Consider the following 16,452-nt stretch of genomic DNA (forward strand, 5'->3'; position numbering starts at 1 on the left):
GGAGTTGTTTCCTTCTTTCTATCCAGGTGGAAAGTTCAGGCGCGGATCGCGGGATCCGCGTCGATGAGCGCGGCGACCTCGGTCCAGCCGGTCGGCATCGCGATCTCGTTGTGGGTGTAGGGCAGTCGCCGGATCACCAGCTGCGCGCCCGCGGCGGCCCAGCCGGTGAGCTGGGCGTGCACACGTTCGGGTTCCAGGCCGTTGTCCGCGCAGTACAGCGCCATCGGGCCGCTGTAGTCCGGGGACTCGGACTCGGTGACCATGCGCAGCAGCTCGGTCGCGGCATGGACCACCACCGCCGCCAATTCTGCCGGGTACTCGCCGATCTCGGGCACGAGCGCCTCCATGCCGGACGGGTCGGCCAGGGTGGCCGCGGCACGGTCGGTCAGGTTCGACAGCGGGTGCGAGTCGAGCAGGCCCACATAGGCCACCTGCTCGCCTTCGGCCTCCAGGATGGCGGCCATCGAGTGGGCGATATTGCCGCCGAGGGAGTAGCCGAGCAGGTGGTAGGGGCCGTGCGGCTGGATGCGGCGCACGGCGTCGAGGTAGAAGCGGGCCAGGTCGTCGAGCGTGGGGGTCTGGGTGTCGGGCTCGGTGAGCTGGGGCATCTGCAGGCCGATGACCGGGCGGTCGGCGCGCAGCAGGCGCGCCAGCGGCGCGTATTTCCAGGCGGTGCCGCCGATCTGGTGGATGCAGAACAGCGGTGCGACCGAGCCTTCGGCGCGCAGTTCCAGGACCGGTTCGAGGCGGCTGCCCAGGCTGGCCAGCCCGTCGACCGGCCGCTGCGCGCTGGGATCGACCGCGCCGATCCGGGCGGCGAGCGCGCGAGCCGTTGGCGCGGAGAAGACGTCGTCGAGGACGACCGGCAGCTCGGCCCTGGTCAGGCGCCCGACCAGGCGGACCGCGAGCAGCGAGTGCCCGCCCTGCTCGAAGAAGTCCTCGTCGGTGCCGATCTCGGTGAGTGAGAGCACCGCCGCCATGGCCTCCCGGATGGTGCCGATCAGGCTGTCGTCCTGCACGACGACCGCGGGCGCGGACACCGGAGCCGACTCCGGGGCGGGCAGTTCCTGGCGGGCGATCTTCTCCGTCGCGGTGCGCGGAATGTGGTCCAGGACCAGGAACGCCGACGGGATCATGTACGCGGGCAGGGCCGTTCGCAGCTGCTCACGCACCGCGTCGGTGTCGAGGACGACGCCGGAGCGGGCGATGAGGTAGGCGACCAGGCGCTGGTCACCGGGGGTGTCCTCGCGCAGCAGCACGACGGCCTGGGCCACGCCGGCGCACCCGAGCAGCGCCGATTCGATATCGCCGAGTTCGATGCGCTGGCCGCGCAGCTTCACCTGGCTGTCGGTGCGGCCGACGTATTCCAGCTCGCCGCGCGGGTTTCGCTTGACCAGGTCGCCGGTGCGGTACATGCGGGTGCCCGTGCCGAACGGGTCGGCGACGAAGGCGGCCGCGGTCAGGTCCGGGCGGGCCAGGTAGCCGCGCGCGAGCCGGACACCGGTCATGTACAGCTCGCCGATGTCGCCGTCGGGGACCGGCCGCAGCTGGTCGTCGAGGATGCGCACGGTGTCGGCGGGGGCGCCCACCGGCACCGAGGTGGTGTCGGCGTCGGTGGTCTCGTGGAAGGTGAAGCCGATCGCGGCCTCGGTGGGACCGTAGAAGTTGTAGACGGCGGTGCCGGTGAGCGCGCGCATGCGCTGTGCGGTCGACGGCGGCAGTACCTCGCCGCCGGTGAGGACGCAGCGCAGGTCGGTGCAGCCGGACAGGTCTGCCTCTTCGGCGAGCACGGTGAGCATCGAGGTGGTCATCCACATCGCGGTCACCCGTTCGCTGCTCATGAGCTGGGCCTGGTAGTAGGGGTCGCGGTGCCCGCCCGGCCGGGTCAGCACGATGCGCGCGCCGACGTGCAGCGGCAGGAACATCTCCATGAGCGAGGCGTCGAAGATCGGCGGGGTGCGGTAGAGCATGGTGTCACCCGGCCCGAACCGGCGTTCGCGCTGTAGCCATTCGAAGGTGGAGATGATCGCGGCGTGCGACAGGCTCACCCCCTTGGGCACCCCGGTGGAGCCGGAGGTGAACAGCAGGCAGGCGATGTTCGACGGCCGCAGCGGCGCGAGCCGGTCGGCGTCGGTGAGCGCGGTGTCGGCGAAACCGCTGGTGTCGGCCTCGTCGAGCGAGTGCAGCACCAGCGCGGGGGCGGCGGTGCCGAGGATCTTCTCGATGCGCTGGGCGGGCTGTTCCGGGTCGATCGGCAGGTACACGCCACCGGCGCGGCAGACCGCGTGCGCGGTGACGACCGAGTCGATGGAGCGCGGAAGGGCAACGGCCACCACGGTTTCGGGGCCGATGCCGCGCGCGACGAGCCAGCGGGCCAGGCGATTGGTCCTGGCCTCGAACTCACGGAAATCGATGGTGACGCCCTCGGCCGTGATGGCGGGAGCCGACGGATCGACCGGGGTGCCCCAGACGGCGAGGGTGTCGCCCTGCGGGTCCGGCTGCTCGGTGCTCGGCTGTGCGTCGAGGGCCGCCGGGGTGAGCGGCTCGAGGAACTTCGCGGACACAGGGTCCTCGGCGGCGGTGACCGCGGTGAGGACCGCGCCGATCCGGTCGGAGATCCGGGCGAGCGTGGCGTCGTGGACGGCGGCCCGGTCGTACCAGATGACCAGGGTGAGCTGGTCGCCCGGCGGGGCGATCAGGGTCATCGGGTAGTGCGTGGTGCCGTGGTTGTGGAACTCGCCGCGCCGCAGCTCGTGTGAGTCCGGTTGCCCGGCACCGGCATTCGGGAAGTTCTCGAAGGCCACCAGGGTGTCGAAGAGCGTGCCGAGACCGGCGGCGCGTTCGATCTCCGCCAGCCCGGCGTAGTCGAATTCCTGCATGGCGAACTGGTCGGCCTGCAACTCGGCCCACTGCTCGAGCAGGGTGCGCTCGGGGTCGAAGGCGCAGCGCACCGGGACGGTGTTGGCGAACAGGCCGACCATTCCGGCCACGCCGGGCAGTTCGGCGGGCCTGCCGGAGACGGTGGCGCCGAACACCACATCGGTGTGGCCGGTGAGCGCGGCGAGCACCAGCGCCCAGGTGCCCTGCACCAGCGTGTTCAAGGTCAGGCCGCGGCGGCGGCCGAGTTCGGCCAGCGCCGTGGACAATTCGGCGGACAGCGGAACCTGCCACTGCCGGAACTCGCGCTCCTGGAAGGTGTCGGTGCGCACCAGCGTCGGCGCGGTCAGCCCGGCCAGGCGCCGCGACCAGGCGGTGCGGACCGCCGCGCGGTCACGGGTGCCGATCCAGGCCAGGTAGTCGCTGTAGGAGGCGGGCGAGGGCAGTTCGTCGCCGTGGTAGGTGGCGAGCACCTCGCGCAGCACGATCGGGGTGGACCAGCCGTCGATCACCAGGTGGTGGGTGTTGAGCACCAGGCGGTGCGCGTCACCGGGCATGCGGATGAGCGTGGCGCGCAGCATGGGGGAGCGGTCGACGTCGAACCGGTGCCGGGTCGCCTCGAGCTCGAGCCGGTCGGCGGCGGCTTCGGCCGCGCGCTGCGGCAGACCGGACAGGTCGACCTCGCGCCACGGCATCCCGACCGCGCGCGGAACCGCCTGCACCGGCTGGTCCAGGCCCGCGTAGTGGAAGGCCGCGGCCATGGTGGGATGACGGCCGACGACGGTGTCGAAGGCCGCCGACAGGCGGGGGCCGTCGAGCGGTCCGTGCAGGTCGACGCGGGCGCTGAGGGCGTAGACGTCGTCGGCGCCGTCGCGGATCGCGTGGAACAGCAGGCCCTCCTGTAGCGGCGAGAGCGGCAGCAGTTCGGCCAGCGGACCGTGCTGGGCCTCGAGGGAGTCGATGGTCTCCTGGGCGACGGCGAGGCCGGGGGCATCCGACGGGGTGAGTCCACCGGGGAACAGCCGCGCGTGCGCGGCGAACGCCTCCAGCGCGAGCTCGAAGTGCCGCTGGACGGCCTCGACCTGCCGCGCGCCCAGAATCCGGCCCGCCGCGGTCCATTCCACGGCCAGCCGGGGTCCGGCGGCGGATTCGTGCACGAAGACATTGAGCGCGAGCACCTCGGTGAGTGCCTTCTCCGGCGGCTCGGTCACCGAGAACGCGTCGTGCTCGGGCAGGCTCCACGGCAGCGCGGAACCGCCGCCGAAGCGGCCGAGGTAGTTGAGCAGCACCTCGGGCGAGCGCAGGCCGGCCAGGCGCGGCGCGGTCTCCGGGTCGAGCCTGCGCAGCACGCCGTAGCCGACACCGTTGCCGGGGACGGCGCGCTTGGCCTCCTTCACCGCGCGCAGCAGGCGTCCGGCCGCCGCACCGCCGGCGAGGGCTTCGGCGAGGCCGTCGGGGGTGTCGACGCCGGTGGCGGGGGTCCAGACCGGGAACTCGCTGGTGAACCAGCCGATGGTGCCGGCGAAATCGGTGTCGGCGCGCAGGGCTTCGCGTCCGTGGCCCTCGACGGCGACGGGCCTGCCCGGCTCCAGCGCCGCGCCCTGCTCGTGGCGCCAGGCGTTGAGGGCCAGCACCAGCGCCGCCAGCAGCACGTCGTCGGTCTTGGCCCGGTAGGCGGTGGGCAGCGTGGACAGCAGCGCTTCGGAGATCTCGGCGGCGGCGAAAGTCCGTGTCCGCTCGGCACTCTCGACGAGGTCGATGGCCTTGTCGAGCGGGCGGTCACCGAGGGTGGCGACGGTGCCGTCGCCGAGGGCGTGCTCCCAGTGCGCCAGTTCCGCGCGGTGCTCGCCCGCGGTCCCGGCCTCGGCGAGCAGCGTGGCGTAGCGACGCCACGAGCTGCCCTTGGCCGACATCCGCGCCGGACGACCCTCCCGCGCGGCCGCGCACGCCTCGTACAGCTCGGGGACGATGATCCGCCACGAGACACCGTCGACCACCAGGTGATTGCCCACCAGCACGAGCCGGTCGGCAACACCCGGTGCCGTGCGTACCAGGGCCGCGCGGATCTGCACACCCGCCGCGGGGTCGAGGCGGGCGGCGAGGTCGGCACCGATCGTCGTGATGAGCGCGTTGATGTCGGCCGGGACGCCGAGGTTGGCGGCGGAGGTGGTTTCGAGCACCAGGTCCGCGGCGCGCACCGTGCCCACGCCCGCGATTTCCAGCCGGTCGTCCGCGTCGAGGATCAGGCGCAGGGCGTCGTGGCGGTCGAGCAGGGTTTGCAGGCCGGTGGTCAGGTGGTCGAGGGTCAGGTCCTCGTGCAGGGTCAGGGCCGTCCACTGGGCGTAACCGGCGATGGCGGTGCGGCTGTCGTTGGCTTCGAGCAGGGCGCCCACCATCGGCGGGATCGGCACGGGGCCGGTCGCCTCGTCGGGAACCGGCGTGCCCGCCTGCTGGTCGGCGACCTCGGCGGCCGCCGCGATGGCGGCCAGATCACGTTGGGCCAGCAGGGTTTTCGGCGGCACCTCCCAGCCGAGCGCGCGCAGGCGGCTGCTCACGCCGATGGCGGTGATGCTGTCGCCGCCGAGGCCGAAGAAATCGTCGGTGGCATGGACCCGGTCCAGGCCGAGCACCTCGGCGACCACCCCGCACAGCGCCCGTTCCTGCTCGGTGCGCGGCGCGCGCCCGCCGGAGGTGAGCTGCGGCGCGGGCAGGGCGGCGCGGTCGAGTTTGCCGTTGACGGTGGTCGGCAGGGCGTCGAGCACCACCAGCGCCGAGGGGACCAGATGGTCGGGGACCAGGGTGGTCAACCGCTGACGCAGCTGGTCGGCGTCCAGGGAACGGCCCGCCTCGGGGACCAGGTAGCCCACCAGCCGGGTGCTGTCACCGGATTTGCGGATGGTGGCGGCCGCGGCGGCCACCCCGGGCAGCGCGCCGAGGGAGGCTTCCACCTCGCCGAGTTCCACGCGATAGCCGCGCACCTTGATCTGCTGATCGGCGCGGCCGAGGTAGTCGTAGCCGCCGTCGGGCAGCCTGCGCGCCCGGTCGCCGGTGCGGTACATGCGCTCGCCCTCGGCGAACGGATCGGCGACGAACCGGTCCGCGGTCACCGCGACCCGGCCCAGGTAGCCGCGCGCCAATTGCGGTCCGGCCAGATACAGTTCGCCGATCTCGCCGTCCGGGACGAGTTGCAGCGCGCCGTCGAGCAGGTAGGCGCGGGTGCCCGCCAGCGGCGGACCCACCTGCGGCAGTTCGCCGCTCACCGCCGCGCTCAGCGCGTCGACGGTGGCTTCGGTCGGGCCGTACATGTTGCGGGCGGCCACCCCGGAGGCCACGATGACCGACCACAGCGCGGGGGAGGTCGCCTCGCCACCGAGCAGCAGCAGCTCGGGACGGTGCGCGCTGCCGAGCAGGCCGTTGTCGATCAGCGCGGTCGCCATCGACGGGGTGGTGTCGACCACGTCGATGCCGTCGGCGACGAACGCGGCGATCTGCGCGGCGGCGTCCTTCTGGATCTCGGTGTCGTACAGGTGGATCCGGTGCCCGCACCACAGCCACAGCAGCTGGTCCAGCGCCGCGTCGAAGGCGAAGGAGTAGGTGTGCGAGACGTGCAGCTGCCGTCCGCCCACGCGCGCGGCGGTGTCGGCGTAGACGGTGGAGCGGTGGTGGTGCAGCAGCTGGGCCATCGCGCCGCAGGAGATCTGCACGCCCTTGGGCTTGCCGGTGGAGCCGGAGGTGTACACGACGTAGGCCAGGTGCGCGGGCGAGCGCGGCGCGGCGAGTTCGGCGGTGGTCAGCGGGCCCTCGGCCAGGGCGGCGACGGAGTCACCGATCACGCTGTCCGACAGGCGGACCAGGATCGCGGCACGGTCGGGGAAGACCGTGTCGGCGATGGTGTCGTCGGTGAGGATCAGCGCCGGTGCGGCGTCGTCGACGATGTCGGCGAGGCGCTGGGCGGGGTGGTTGGTGTCGAGGATCAGGTAGGCCGCGCCCGCGTGCCGCACGGCCAGCAGGGCGACGACCAGTTCCACGGTGCGTGGCAGCGCGATACCGACGATGTCCTCGGGGCCGACACCGCGGCCGCGCAGGTAGCGGGCGAGTCGGTGTACGCGGGCGCCGAGTTCGGCGGCGGTGAGGCGGTGGGCGCCGTCGACGAGCACGACATCGTCGCGGCGCGCGGCGACCATGGCGTCGAAGACCTCGACCGCGTCCTCGGGCACGCCGGGCAGGTCGGCGCCGGCGCGGTCGGCTGCGGTCTCGTCCGGGTACAGGGTGATCGCGCCGATCGGCTTGTCCGCCGCGTCGACGAGTTCGGTGATGAGCGCGACCAGGGCATCCATCCGGCGCCGCACCGTGGCCGCGTCCAGCGAACGCGCGTCGACCTCGAAGCCGAGCTGGATGCGGTCTTCCGACAGCGGGGTGACGGTCAGGCCCAGATCCTCCGGCGGGCCACCGGCGACATTGCGCAGGGTGCCGGTCGCACCGTCGAAATCGAGGGCGAAGTCGAAAGCCTTGAGGTTGATGCCGATGCCGTGCAGCAGCGCGCCGGTCTGCGCGCCACCGAACTCGCGGGCCAGGTCCTCACCGCGGAAGCGCTGGTGCGAGCGCATCTCCCGCAGCGCGTCGGCCACTCGCTTGCCCAGGTCGCCGAGGCGGTCCTGGCTCGACACCGGCACCCGCAGCGGCAGCACGTTGACCGCCATCGACGGGGTGGTGAGCGCGGTCTTGCCCACGCGCGCCATCACCGGCAGCGCGATGACCACATCGGTCTCGCCGAGCAGCCGGTGCACGAAACCCACGTATCCGGCCACGAGCACGTCGGCCCAGGTGATGCCCGCCGCGGTGGCCGCGGTCTTCACCCGCTCCACCAGTTCGGCGTCGAGCACGGCACGCACCTCGTGGGTCCGCTCGACCACGCCCTCGGGCGCGCGGCCGCGACCGTCCAGCGGCGGCAGCGGGGTGAGCCGGTCGCGCCAGTAGTCGCGGTCGTGCCGATGTGCTTCGCTGGCACGGTATTCCAGGTCTTCGGCGACCAGGGTCTCGATCGAGCCCCAGCGCAGGCGCGGCACCTCGGCGTCGCGGCGCAGCGCGGTGTAGTGGGCGGCGACGCGGCGCGAGACCATGGCCGCGCTGTAGCCGTCGATGATCAGGTGGTGGTAGAGCTGGATGCACCACACGTCGCTGTCGGTCAGGCGCAGCAGGGTGTAGGTGTAGAGCTGGCGGTCGACCATGGCGCGGCAATAGGTGGCCGAGCGTTCGCGTTCGGCGGCGACGAGCCGGTGCGCGGCGGCGAACGGGTCGGCCTCGCCCCGCAGATCCACCAGCGGGCGCAGTTCGGGTTCGTGATCGGTGAGGTGCTGGCGCGGGCCGTCGGGGGTCTCGGTGAATCGCAGGCGCATGGTGTCGGTTTCGGCGACGGTGCGGCGGATCGCAGTGTCGAGCAGGGCCACGTCGATCGGTTCCGGCCCGGAGATCTCGAGTACCTCGCCGACCATGTAGCTGAGCGAGTCGGGGTCGAGGCGCTGGGCGTTCCAGATGCCCAATTGCGCTCCGGTGAGCGGCAATCCGGGATGTTCGGCGCTCACGTCGTCCCGTTCCACCGAGCTCACAGCAACTCCTCCATCAACGTTCTCACCCCTCCCACGCGTGTGCCGGGCTCGCGTCGAGCCCGGCGGGACGTAGGTCGGGGTAGGTTAGCCTAAGTTTGAATCGAAATGCGGATTGTGTCCCGCGTCACCGGTACCCGGCGGGCGTGGGTGCCGGTGACGCGGGCCGGTCAGGCGTCGGCTTCGATACGGGCCGTCGCCAGCTGCCGCAGCAGGTCGTCGGTGCCGGTCACCGCGCCGCAGCGCCGGGCGACGTAGTTCAGCGCCATCACGTGCTCGTCGCGGCTGAAGTCCGCGGTCGCGTCGTGCACCAGGAACGGGCGCACATCGCCCATGAACGCCTCGGCGGCACTGAGCATGCAGCCCATGTGCGTGTAGACGCCGGTCACCAGCAGCTGGTCGCGCTGGTAGTAGCCGAGCAGTTCGCGCAGGTCGGTGCGCTGGAACGCCGAGTAGCGCCACTTGGTGACCTGGATGTCCTGCGGTTCGGGCGCCAGGGCGTTGATCACCTGGGTGTCGGCGCCCTCGGCCATGCCGCTGCCCCAGAAATCGGCGAGAATGCCGCGCCGGGAGGGGTGCTGGTTGCCCGGCTGCATCGTGTAGATCACCGGGATGTCGAGTTCGTGGCAGCGATCGCGCAGCCGGGCGATGTTCGCGATCAGGGTGCGGGCGGGATCGCGATTCAGGTCGTAGGCGTCGAGGAAGTACTGCTGCATGTCGTGGATCAGCAGCGCGCAGCGCCCGGGTTCGGCGGTCCAGTCGACTTGGTCGGCGGTGAACTCGTCGGCACCGGGCATCGGATAGGGCGCGATCGGGGGGATAGGCATGACGTTCTCTCGTTCGGATGGAAAGTCGGTGTCAGCCGACGGTGACGGGCAGGTCCGCGATACCGAGCGGACCGAGGATGCGCTGGAACTTGCCGGTGGTCTCGGCCAGTTCGGCGGCCGGATCGGACGCGGCGACGATGCCACCGCCCGCGTGCGCGAGCAGGGTGGTGCCGTCGTCGGAGAGTTCGGCGCAGCGGATGCTCACCATCCACTCGCCGTTGCCGTCGGCGTCGCACCAGCCGACAGCGCCCGCGTAGAAGCCGCGTTCGCCTTCGAGCTCGGCGATCAGACGCGCGGCGGCGCCGGTCGGGGTGCCGCAGATGGCGGGGGTGGGGTGCAGGGCCACCGCGAGTTCCAGCGCGGAGGGCCCGGCCAGCGGCACGGTCGCCGAGATGGGCGTGCCCAGATGCCACATCGCCGGGGTGGAGGTGAGTTCCGCCGCGGGCGTGACGACCTCGGCGCACCGATCGCTGAGCACGGCCGAGACCTGGTCGACGACATAGCGGTGTTCGGCCTGGTCCTTGGCCGAGGTGAGCAGCGCGTCGGCGGCGCGGCGGTCGGCCGCGGCGTCGTCGAGGATGCGGCGGGTGGACCCGGCCAGCGGATGACTCAGCACCTCGTTGCCGGTGCGGCGCACCAGGATCTCCGGGCTGGCGCCCACGAGGTGACGGCCGGGATATCGCCCACCGGCGGCGGACAGGTCGACCAGGAAACCGTTGGACTGCGGGTCGGAGGCGACCATCAGATCCAGGATGTCCAGCGCGCGCACGGGCGTCGGTGAGACCGCGCGCAGGGCCCTGGCCAGCACCACCTTGCGCACCGGATGCGCCGGGCTGCCGAGCAGTTCGACGGCGGTGGCGACCCGGCGCTGGTGTTCGGCCGGGGCCGGCACGGCTTCGTCGAGCTCGAAGCCGGGCACCGCGACGTGCGGCCGGGGCAGATACGGCGAGTCGGTGACGGTGACCGAATCCGGCGCCCACAGCGCGGTCGGCGCGCCGGGGGTGAAGGGCAGTGCGCCGACGATATGGCTGATCCGCCCGCTGCGCAGCGCGGTCACGGCGTCGTGCGCCGACCGGAAGACCGTCCCGCCCGCGGACGCGGAGACGGTCCGATGCGGACGGGACAGGACGAAAGCGGGGTCTGAACTGTCGGTACTGATGGTGATCACCCTTTCGGTCACATATCTAGCGTTGCGCCACCGTCGACCCGCAGGTCATGCATGGTGATGTGGCGGGCGCCGTCGGACGCCAGGAAGTGGACGGCCGACGCGATGTCGTCGGGAGCGGCGATGCGGCGCAGCGGGATTCCGAGCCGGTAGGCGGCCGGGTCGCCGTCGAGCAGCGCGGTGTGGGCGGTCTCGTCGATGGCGTCGCCGCCGAACATGCCGCGCAGCATGGCGGTGTCGGTGGACCCGGGGGAGACCACATTGACCCGCACGCCCAGCGGCGCGACCTGCAGGGCCAGCGACCGGGTGAACGCGGTGGCGGCGGCCTTGGCGGCGCCGTAGGCGGCCATGCCGACGCGGGGGGTGGCTGCGGCGTTGGAGGAGACCACGACGATCGCGCCGGTGCCCGCGGCGGCCATGTCGGTGGCGGCGCGCTGGGTGACCAGCATGGTTCCGGTGGCGTTCACGGTGAGACAGCGGGTCCAGTCGGCCGGGTCGAGCTCGAGCGGGGTGCCCCCGGCCAGGATGCCCGCGGCGTGCACCAGCACCTCGACGGTGCCGTGCTCGGCGGTGAGCCGGTCGAAGGCCGCGCCCACCGCGGCGGGGTCGGTGATGTCGACGGTGACACTGTGCACCGCCGCGCGCCGCTCGATCAGTGTTGCGGCCCTTACACTTCCGTTCTCCCGCTCGGGAGTGGCATCATCGGATCGACGGGTGTGCGTCGCGCTCGCGATCGCCGCGGCGGTCTCGTGCACCGCCGGATCGAGGTCCCACAGCGACACCACCCGGTCCTGGGCCGCGAATCGCGCGGCCACCGCGGCGCCGATACCTCCGGCCGCGCCGGTGACGACGACGATCCGCCCACTGGAATCACCATTAGACATGAGGTTAGCCTAACCTGAACCTATAGTCGGTTGGTTAGCTTCCCTCAGAACCTCCGGCCGCAACACCGCGATATCCGCTGGAAAGAGGTGCTCGACTTGACCGATCCCGTACTCCCCGGTTTCACCGCATGGCCCGCTGACCTGGCACAACGCTACCGTGACGAAAATCTCTGGACCGGTGAGACATTCGGTGCGGTACTCGCCGCGCGCGCGGCCGACACGCCGGAGCGGATCGCGGTCCTCGACCCGGCCACCCGATGGACCTACAACCAGCTCCACCACCGCGCGCGCTCGCTCGCGACCGGCCTGGCGCGCCTGGGGATCACCCCCGGCGACCGGGTGCTGGTGCAGCTGCCCAACCGCGCCGAATTCGTCGAGGTGATCTTCGCGCTGTTCGAACTCGGCGCGCTGCCGGTGTTCTGCCTGCCCGCCCACCGCGCCGGCGAGCTGGTGCCGATCGCGAAGGCCGCCGCGGCGACCGCGATGATCACCAGCGGCGTGCACCAGCGCTTCGACTACGCCGCGCTGGCCGAGTCGGTGCGCGCGGAGGTGCCCGGCCTGCGCCACGTGCTGCTCGTCCTCGACGAGGGCCGGACCGCGCCGGAGGGCACCCACGACATCGCCGAATTCCGGGACGAGCCCACCGATCTGCCGGGCCCGAACGCCGCTGACGTCGCGTTCCTGCAGCTGTCCGGCGGCAGCACCGGCATCCCGAAGCTGATCGCGCGCACCCACGACGACTACCTCTACAGCGTGCGCCGCAGCGCCGAGATCTGCGAACTCGGCAGCGACACGGTCTATCTCGCGACCCTGCCGGTCGCGCACAACTTCCCGATGAGCTCGCCGGGCATCCTCGGCGCGCTGTGGGCCGGTGGCGCGGTGGCGCTGACACCCGATCCCACACCCGCGACGGCCTTCCCGCTGATCGAGCGGTTCGGGGTCACCATCACCGGCCTGGTGCCGCCGCTGGCGCGGCTGTGGACCGAACGGGCCGAAGCGGGCGACACTCCCGATCTGTCCAGCCTGCGGGTGATCCAGGTGGGTGGCGCGCGCTGCCAGGACGAACTGGCCCGCCGGATCGGCCCCGCGCTCGGGGTCACCCTGCAGCAGGTGTTCGGCATGGCCGAGGGCCTGGTCTGCTACACCCGCCTCGACGATCCGATCGACGTGGTGGTGAGCACCCAGGGCAGGCCGATGTCGGAATTCGACCAGATCGCCGTCGTCGACGACGACGGTGCCGAGGTGGCGCCGGGCGCGCAGGGCAATCTGATCACCCAGGGCCCGTACACGATTCGCGGCTACTACGACAATCCCGAGGCCGATGCCCGCAGCTTCACCCCGCAGGGCTGGTACCGCACCGGTGACATCGTCGCGGTGCGGCCCGACGGCAATCTGGTGGTCGCCGGGCGCGCCGGTGACTGGGTGAACCGCGGTGGCGAGAAGGTGTCGGCCGAGGAGCTCGAGGCGCATCTGCTCGAACATCCCGACGTGCGCGACGCCGTCATCGTCGGCACGCCCGATCCCGTTCTCGGACAGCGCATCTGCGCGTTCGTCCAGCCGGTGGACCCGGTGCGGCGGCCCACCCTGATCACGGTGCGCAAGTTCGTGCGCGAGCGTGGCGTCGCGGCCTGGAAGATGCCCGACGCGGTGGTCGTGGTCGAGCAGTTCCCCGAGACCGGCGTCGGCAAGACCAGCCGCAAGGAACTGCGGCAGCTGCTGGCCGAAGGCGCGCACGGGAACTGACCCCGCCGGGGGTGGCGTGCCGGGCACGCCACCCCGAGGCTCAGGCCAGCAGCTCGAACCAGGAGCCGAGCACGGGATCGCCCGCGAGCGTGGGGAAGTCGATGTCCGCATGGCCGGCCGACCGCCATTTCTCCACCAGCGACATGATGCGCACCGAATCGAGCCCGGCGTCGAGCAGATCGGTCTGCGCGGTCAGCTCGGACGGGTCGACACCCAGCACGCCGGCCACGTCGGCGATCACCTGTTCCTCGGTCATGGTCATTCCTCTCGATCGAAATCGGCGACGCCGCGCTTCCAGTAGCCGGCGATCAGCGAGTCCTTGGGGCCGATGCCCAGGTCGTTGCGTATGACCTTGCGCACCCCGCGCAGGCAGCCCGCCTCGCCGGCCACCCACGCGTAGATCCGGCGTCCCTCGGGCACTTCCAGCGCGCGCACACCCTGTTCGAGCACGTCGCTGGTGCCCGGGGCGAGCTCGCCGCGGTGCAGCCAGCGGACCTCGACTCCGGCGGGTCCGTCGAGCGGGATCTCCTCCTCGGGTCCGGCCACCTCGATCAGCGCCCAGCCGGTGGTCTCGCGCGGCATGCGCTCGAGCAGGCGGGCGATGGCGGGCACGGCGGTGATGTCACCGGCGAGCAGGTAGTCGTCGTAGGTCTCCGGGATGACCACGCCACCGGGCGGACCGGCGATGTGCACCTTGGTGCCCGGGGTGACCGTGGCGGCCCAGTCCGAGGCCAGGCCACCGGGGTGGATGACGAAATCGATGTCGAGTTCGCCGTCCTCGGCGCTGTGGCGGCGCACGGTGTACTCGCGCGAGATCGGGCGCGGGTTGCCCCAGTCGAGCATGGTGCCCTCGAGCTTGGGCAGGCGCAGCACGCCGTCCTCGCCCGGGAAGATCAGGCGCACGTGCTCGTCGGGGACATAGCTGTGGAACTTCGCGAGGTCGGGACCACCGAAGGTGATCCGCCGCAGCGCGGCGCCGACGGGGGCGACCCGCAGCACCTCCACTTCCTGCAGACCGATCGGGTACGGCACCTTGGCGTAGTGCTCGCCGGCCAGCACCTCGGCGATGTTGTCGGCGTAGGCGGTGCGATCTTTCACGGTTGTTCCTTTCTGTGCAGCGGCCCGGCGACCAGCGCCATCAGACCGGTGAGGATCAGGACGGCCACGCCGTAGTACACGAGTGCCTGTCCGGGAGCGAACATCTGGCCGACGACACCGGCCACCATCGAGCCGACCGCGGTACCGGCCACCGACTGCACCATCAGCAGCCCCGACATGCGCCCGCGCATGTGGTCGGGCGTGTTCTGTTGCAGCATCGCGTAGCGCAGCACCATGTTCACGGCCCTGGCCAGGCCGAACCCGGCCAGCCCGAGGAACACCAGCGCCGCGTGCGACCACAGGCCCGCCGCGATCACGCCGATCGGCATCAGCGCCAGGGTGAGCAGCAGCGCGCGGCCGGTGTGGACGCGGCCCATCCAGCCGCTGGTGAGGGTGCCGAGCACCGCACCGGCGCCCGGCGCGGCGTAGAGCAGGCCCAGCGTGCCGGCGCCCGCGCCGAGTTCGACATCGGCGAAGGCGGGCAGCAGCACCAGCGGACCGCTGACGAGCATGCCGATCAGGCCGGTGAGCAGGATGAGCCGGATGGATTCGTGGCGCACCGCGAAACCGATCCCGGCCACCAGCTCGCGCAGCGGATTCTGCAGCTCACGTTCCGGCGGCGGCGACGGCCCGATCGCGGTGATCAGCCCGACGGTCGCGGTGGTGGCCAGCGCGCAGAGGAAATAGGCCGTGGCCACACCGGTTTTCGCGACGAGCAGACCGGCGACGGCCGGGGTGATCATGGTGCCGAGATCGGTGGTCAGCGAGACCAGCGCACCGGCGGCTGCCACCTTCTCGCGGCCCACCAGCACCGGCACCATGGCCATCAGCGCCGAACCGCTCACCCCGCCCGCCAGGCCGTCGATGACGGCGGCGAGGTAGATGGCGGACAGGAACGGGTCCGGCAGGACGGCGTTCACGCCGAGGATCACGAAACCCAGGCCCGCGGCACTGCGCGACCACTGGATCACCGTGCGGCGGTCGTAGCGGTCGGCGATCACGCCACCGGCCAGACTGCCGAAGAACAGCGCCGCCGCGGTGGTGGTGGCCACGCCGGCGACCTGCACGCTGGATTCGGTCAGCTGGTAGACCTGCAACGGCAGGGCCACCATGAGCAGACCGATACCCAGCACCGACACCAGCCGCGCCGCGAACGCGCACCGGAACGGGCGCGAGGCCCGCAGCGGGCTGAGGTCGAGGAGCAATCCGCCGGGAGCGGTCACTGGAAGCGCTCCACGAGCAGGTCGAGGGTGGTCATCACGGTGCGGTAGTCCGGACGCGAGCTGGTGGCGGGCAGTTCGAAGACCTTGTTCGCCTTGAACGCGGGCAGCGAGGCGTACATCGGGTCGGCACGCAGCTCCTCGAGCGAGCGGCCACCGCTGAGCGGGATGGTGAACAGCACCGGCGCGTCGACGACGGTGTTGAGCAGCTCCGGGCTGAAGCTGATGAAGTCGGCGCTCTGCTCCTTGGCCGGGTTACCCGCCTTGGCCTCGATCTGGGTGTCGAGGGTGAAACCGATCTCGGCCAGCAGCGCGGGCAGCGCGGCGGTGGGCACGAACAGGGTCGGCTTCTGGCTCTTGATCGACTGCATCACCACGGTCGCGCCGGCGGGGGCCTTGATCTTGTTCTTGGCCTCGGTCAGCTTGGCCTGGTAGTTCGCGATCAGGGTGTCGACATTGGCGGGCTTGTTGACCGTGTCGGCGATGAAACGCAGCTGGTCCTGCCAGTTGGTGGTCTCGGTCGGCATCAGCACGGTCGGGGCGATGGCGCTGAGCTGGTCGTAGGCGTTGACCGACTGCTGGCCCGGGTAGCCCTGGCCGCCACCGATGATCAGGTCGGGGCGCTGGGCGGCGATGAACTCCAGATTGATGTTCTCGCCGGAGGGCACGGCCTGGGTGCCCTGCTTCTTCGCGTCCTCGGCCCAGCCGACGGGGAACTCGCCCGGCTTGTTCGGGACACCGAGCAGGCGCGGGTCGGCCGCGACGACGGTGGCGCCGAGGTCGTAGAGGTAGCCGGCCAGGTTGCCGTTGAGCACGACGACGCGCTGCGGGTCGGCGGGGACCTTGATCGGGCCCTTGGCCGAGGACACCTCACGCGGGCCGGTGGCCGCGGCGTCGTCGGAGGAGGTGCCGCACGCGGTGAGCGCCGCGACCAGCGCGAGAACCAGCAGGGCGAGGGCGGCGCGCAGCCTGCCCGGAGAACGGTGGGTGAACATGGAAGGGGAAATCCTCATTTCTTGCGATGGCGGCCGTGGG

Annotated in this window: 9 protein-coding genes; 1 reads left to right on the forward strand and 8 read right to left on the reverse strand. The window is 71.7% G+C overall.

Annotated elements, in window-relative coordinates; genetic code table 11:
- Positions 1 to 35: 35 nt before the first annotated feature.
- The 4 genes from ACFC06_RS23425 to ACFC06_RS23440 form a co-directional block, all read right to left on the reverse strand.
- Positions 36 to 8,483, reverse strand: a complete 8,448-nt coding sequence (locus ACFC06_RS23425) for an amino acid adenylation domain-containing protein (RefSeq protein WP_375934897.1) — start codon at positions 8,481 to 8,483, stop codon at positions 36 to 38.
- Between the two features lie 167 nt (positions 8,484 to 8,650).
- On the reverse strand, positions 8,651 to 9,307 hold the full coding sequence (locus ACFC06_RS23430; protein ID WP_375934900.1) for an isochorismatase family protein: 657 nt from the start codon (positions 9,305 to 9,307) through the stop codon (positions 8,651 to 8,653).
- A gap of 31 nt (positions 9,308 to 9,338) precedes the next feature.
- A complete protein-coding gene (locus tag ACFC06_RS23435; protein WP_375934903.1) occupies positions 9,339 to 10,487 on the reverse strand; it encodes an isochorismate synthase MenF in 1,149 nt (382 codons plus the stop codon).
- Positions 10,484 to 11,356 carry an SDR family oxidoreductase gene (locus tag ACFC06_RS23440; RefSeq protein ID WP_375934906.1) on the reverse strand — a complete coding sequence of 291 codons (873 nt, stop codon included), beginning with the start codon at positions 11,354 to 11,356 and terminating at the stop codon, positions 10,484 to 10,486. Before ACFC06_RS23440 ends, ACFC06_RS23435 begins: the two co-directional genes overlap by 4 nt.
- An 87-nt stretch (positions 11,357 to 11,443) precedes the next feature.
- Between ACFC06_RS23440 and ACFC06_RS23445 the strand changes: the two genes are divergently transcribed.
- Entirely contained in the window at positions 11,444 to 13,099 is a 1,656-nt protein-coding gene (locus ACFC06_RS23445) for a (2,3-dihydroxybenzoyl)adenylate synthase (protein WP_375934908.1), read from the forward strand.
- Positions 13,100 to 13,139: 40 nt separating this feature from the next.
- On the opposite strand, the gene ACFC06_RS23450 is transcribed toward ACFC06_RS23445, so the two are convergent.
- From ACFC06_RS23450 to ACFC06_RS23465, 4 genes are read right to left on the reverse strand one after another with little or no spacing between them, the layout of a single operon-like run.
- Positions 13,140 to 13,355 carry a phosphopantetheine-binding protein gene (locus ACFC06_RS23450; RefSeq protein WP_375934911.1) on the reverse strand — a complete coding sequence of 72 codons (216 nt, stop codon included), beginning with the start codon at positions 13,353 to 13,355 and terminating at the stop codon, positions 13,140 to 13,142.
- Between the two features lie 2 nt (positions 13,356 to 13,357).
- Positions 13,358 to 14,197 (reverse strand): siderophore-interacting protein, encoded by an 840-nt coding sequence (locus tag ACFC06_RS23455; RefSeq protein WP_375934914.1) that lies wholly within the window; start codon positions 14,195 to 14,197, stop codon positions 13,358 to 13,360.
- Positions 14,194 to 15,420, reverse strand: coding sequence for an enterobactin transporter EntS (gene entS / locus ACFC06_RS23460; protein ID WP_375934917.1), 1,227 nt, complete (start codon positions 15,418 to 15,420; stop codon positions 14,194 to 14,196). The genes ACFC06_RS23455 and entS overlap by 4 nt, the downstream gene beginning before the upstream one ends.
- Complete coding sequence (locus ACFC06_RS23465; protein WP_375934920.1) at positions 15,417 to 16,412, reverse strand: ABC transporter substrate-binding protein; 996 nt, start codon at positions 16,410 to 16,412, stop codon at positions 15,417 to 15,419. The genes entS and ACFC06_RS23465 overlap by 4 nt, the downstream gene beginning before the upstream one ends.
- Positions 16,413 to 16,452 lie beyond the last annotated feature (40 nt).

This window comes from Nocardia sp. NPDC056064, from assembly GCF_042266925.1.
Taxonomy (GTDB): domain Bacteria; phylum Actinomycetota; class Actinomycetes; order Mycobacteriales; family Mycobacteriaceae; genus Nocardia.

Bases quoted from the DNA above. Each gene is read 5' to 3' on its own strand.
- ACFC06_RS23430 (WP_375934900.1), bottom strand. From the start codon at position 9,307: ATGCCTATCCCCCCGATCGCGCCCTATCCGATGCCCGGTGCCGACGAG.
- ACFC06_RS23440 (WP_375934906.1), bottom strand. From the start codon at position 11,356: ATGTCTAATGGTGATTCCAGTGGGCGGATCGTCGTCGTCACCGGCGCG.
- ACFC06_RS23450 (WP_375934911.1), bottom strand. From the start codon at position 13,355: ATGACCGAGGAACAGGTGATCGCCGACGTGGCCGGCGTGCTGGGTGTC.
- ACFC06_RS23465 (WP_375934920.1), bottom strand. From the start codon at position 16,412: ATGTTCACCCACCGTTCTCCGGGCAGGCTGCGCGCCGCCCTCGCCCTG.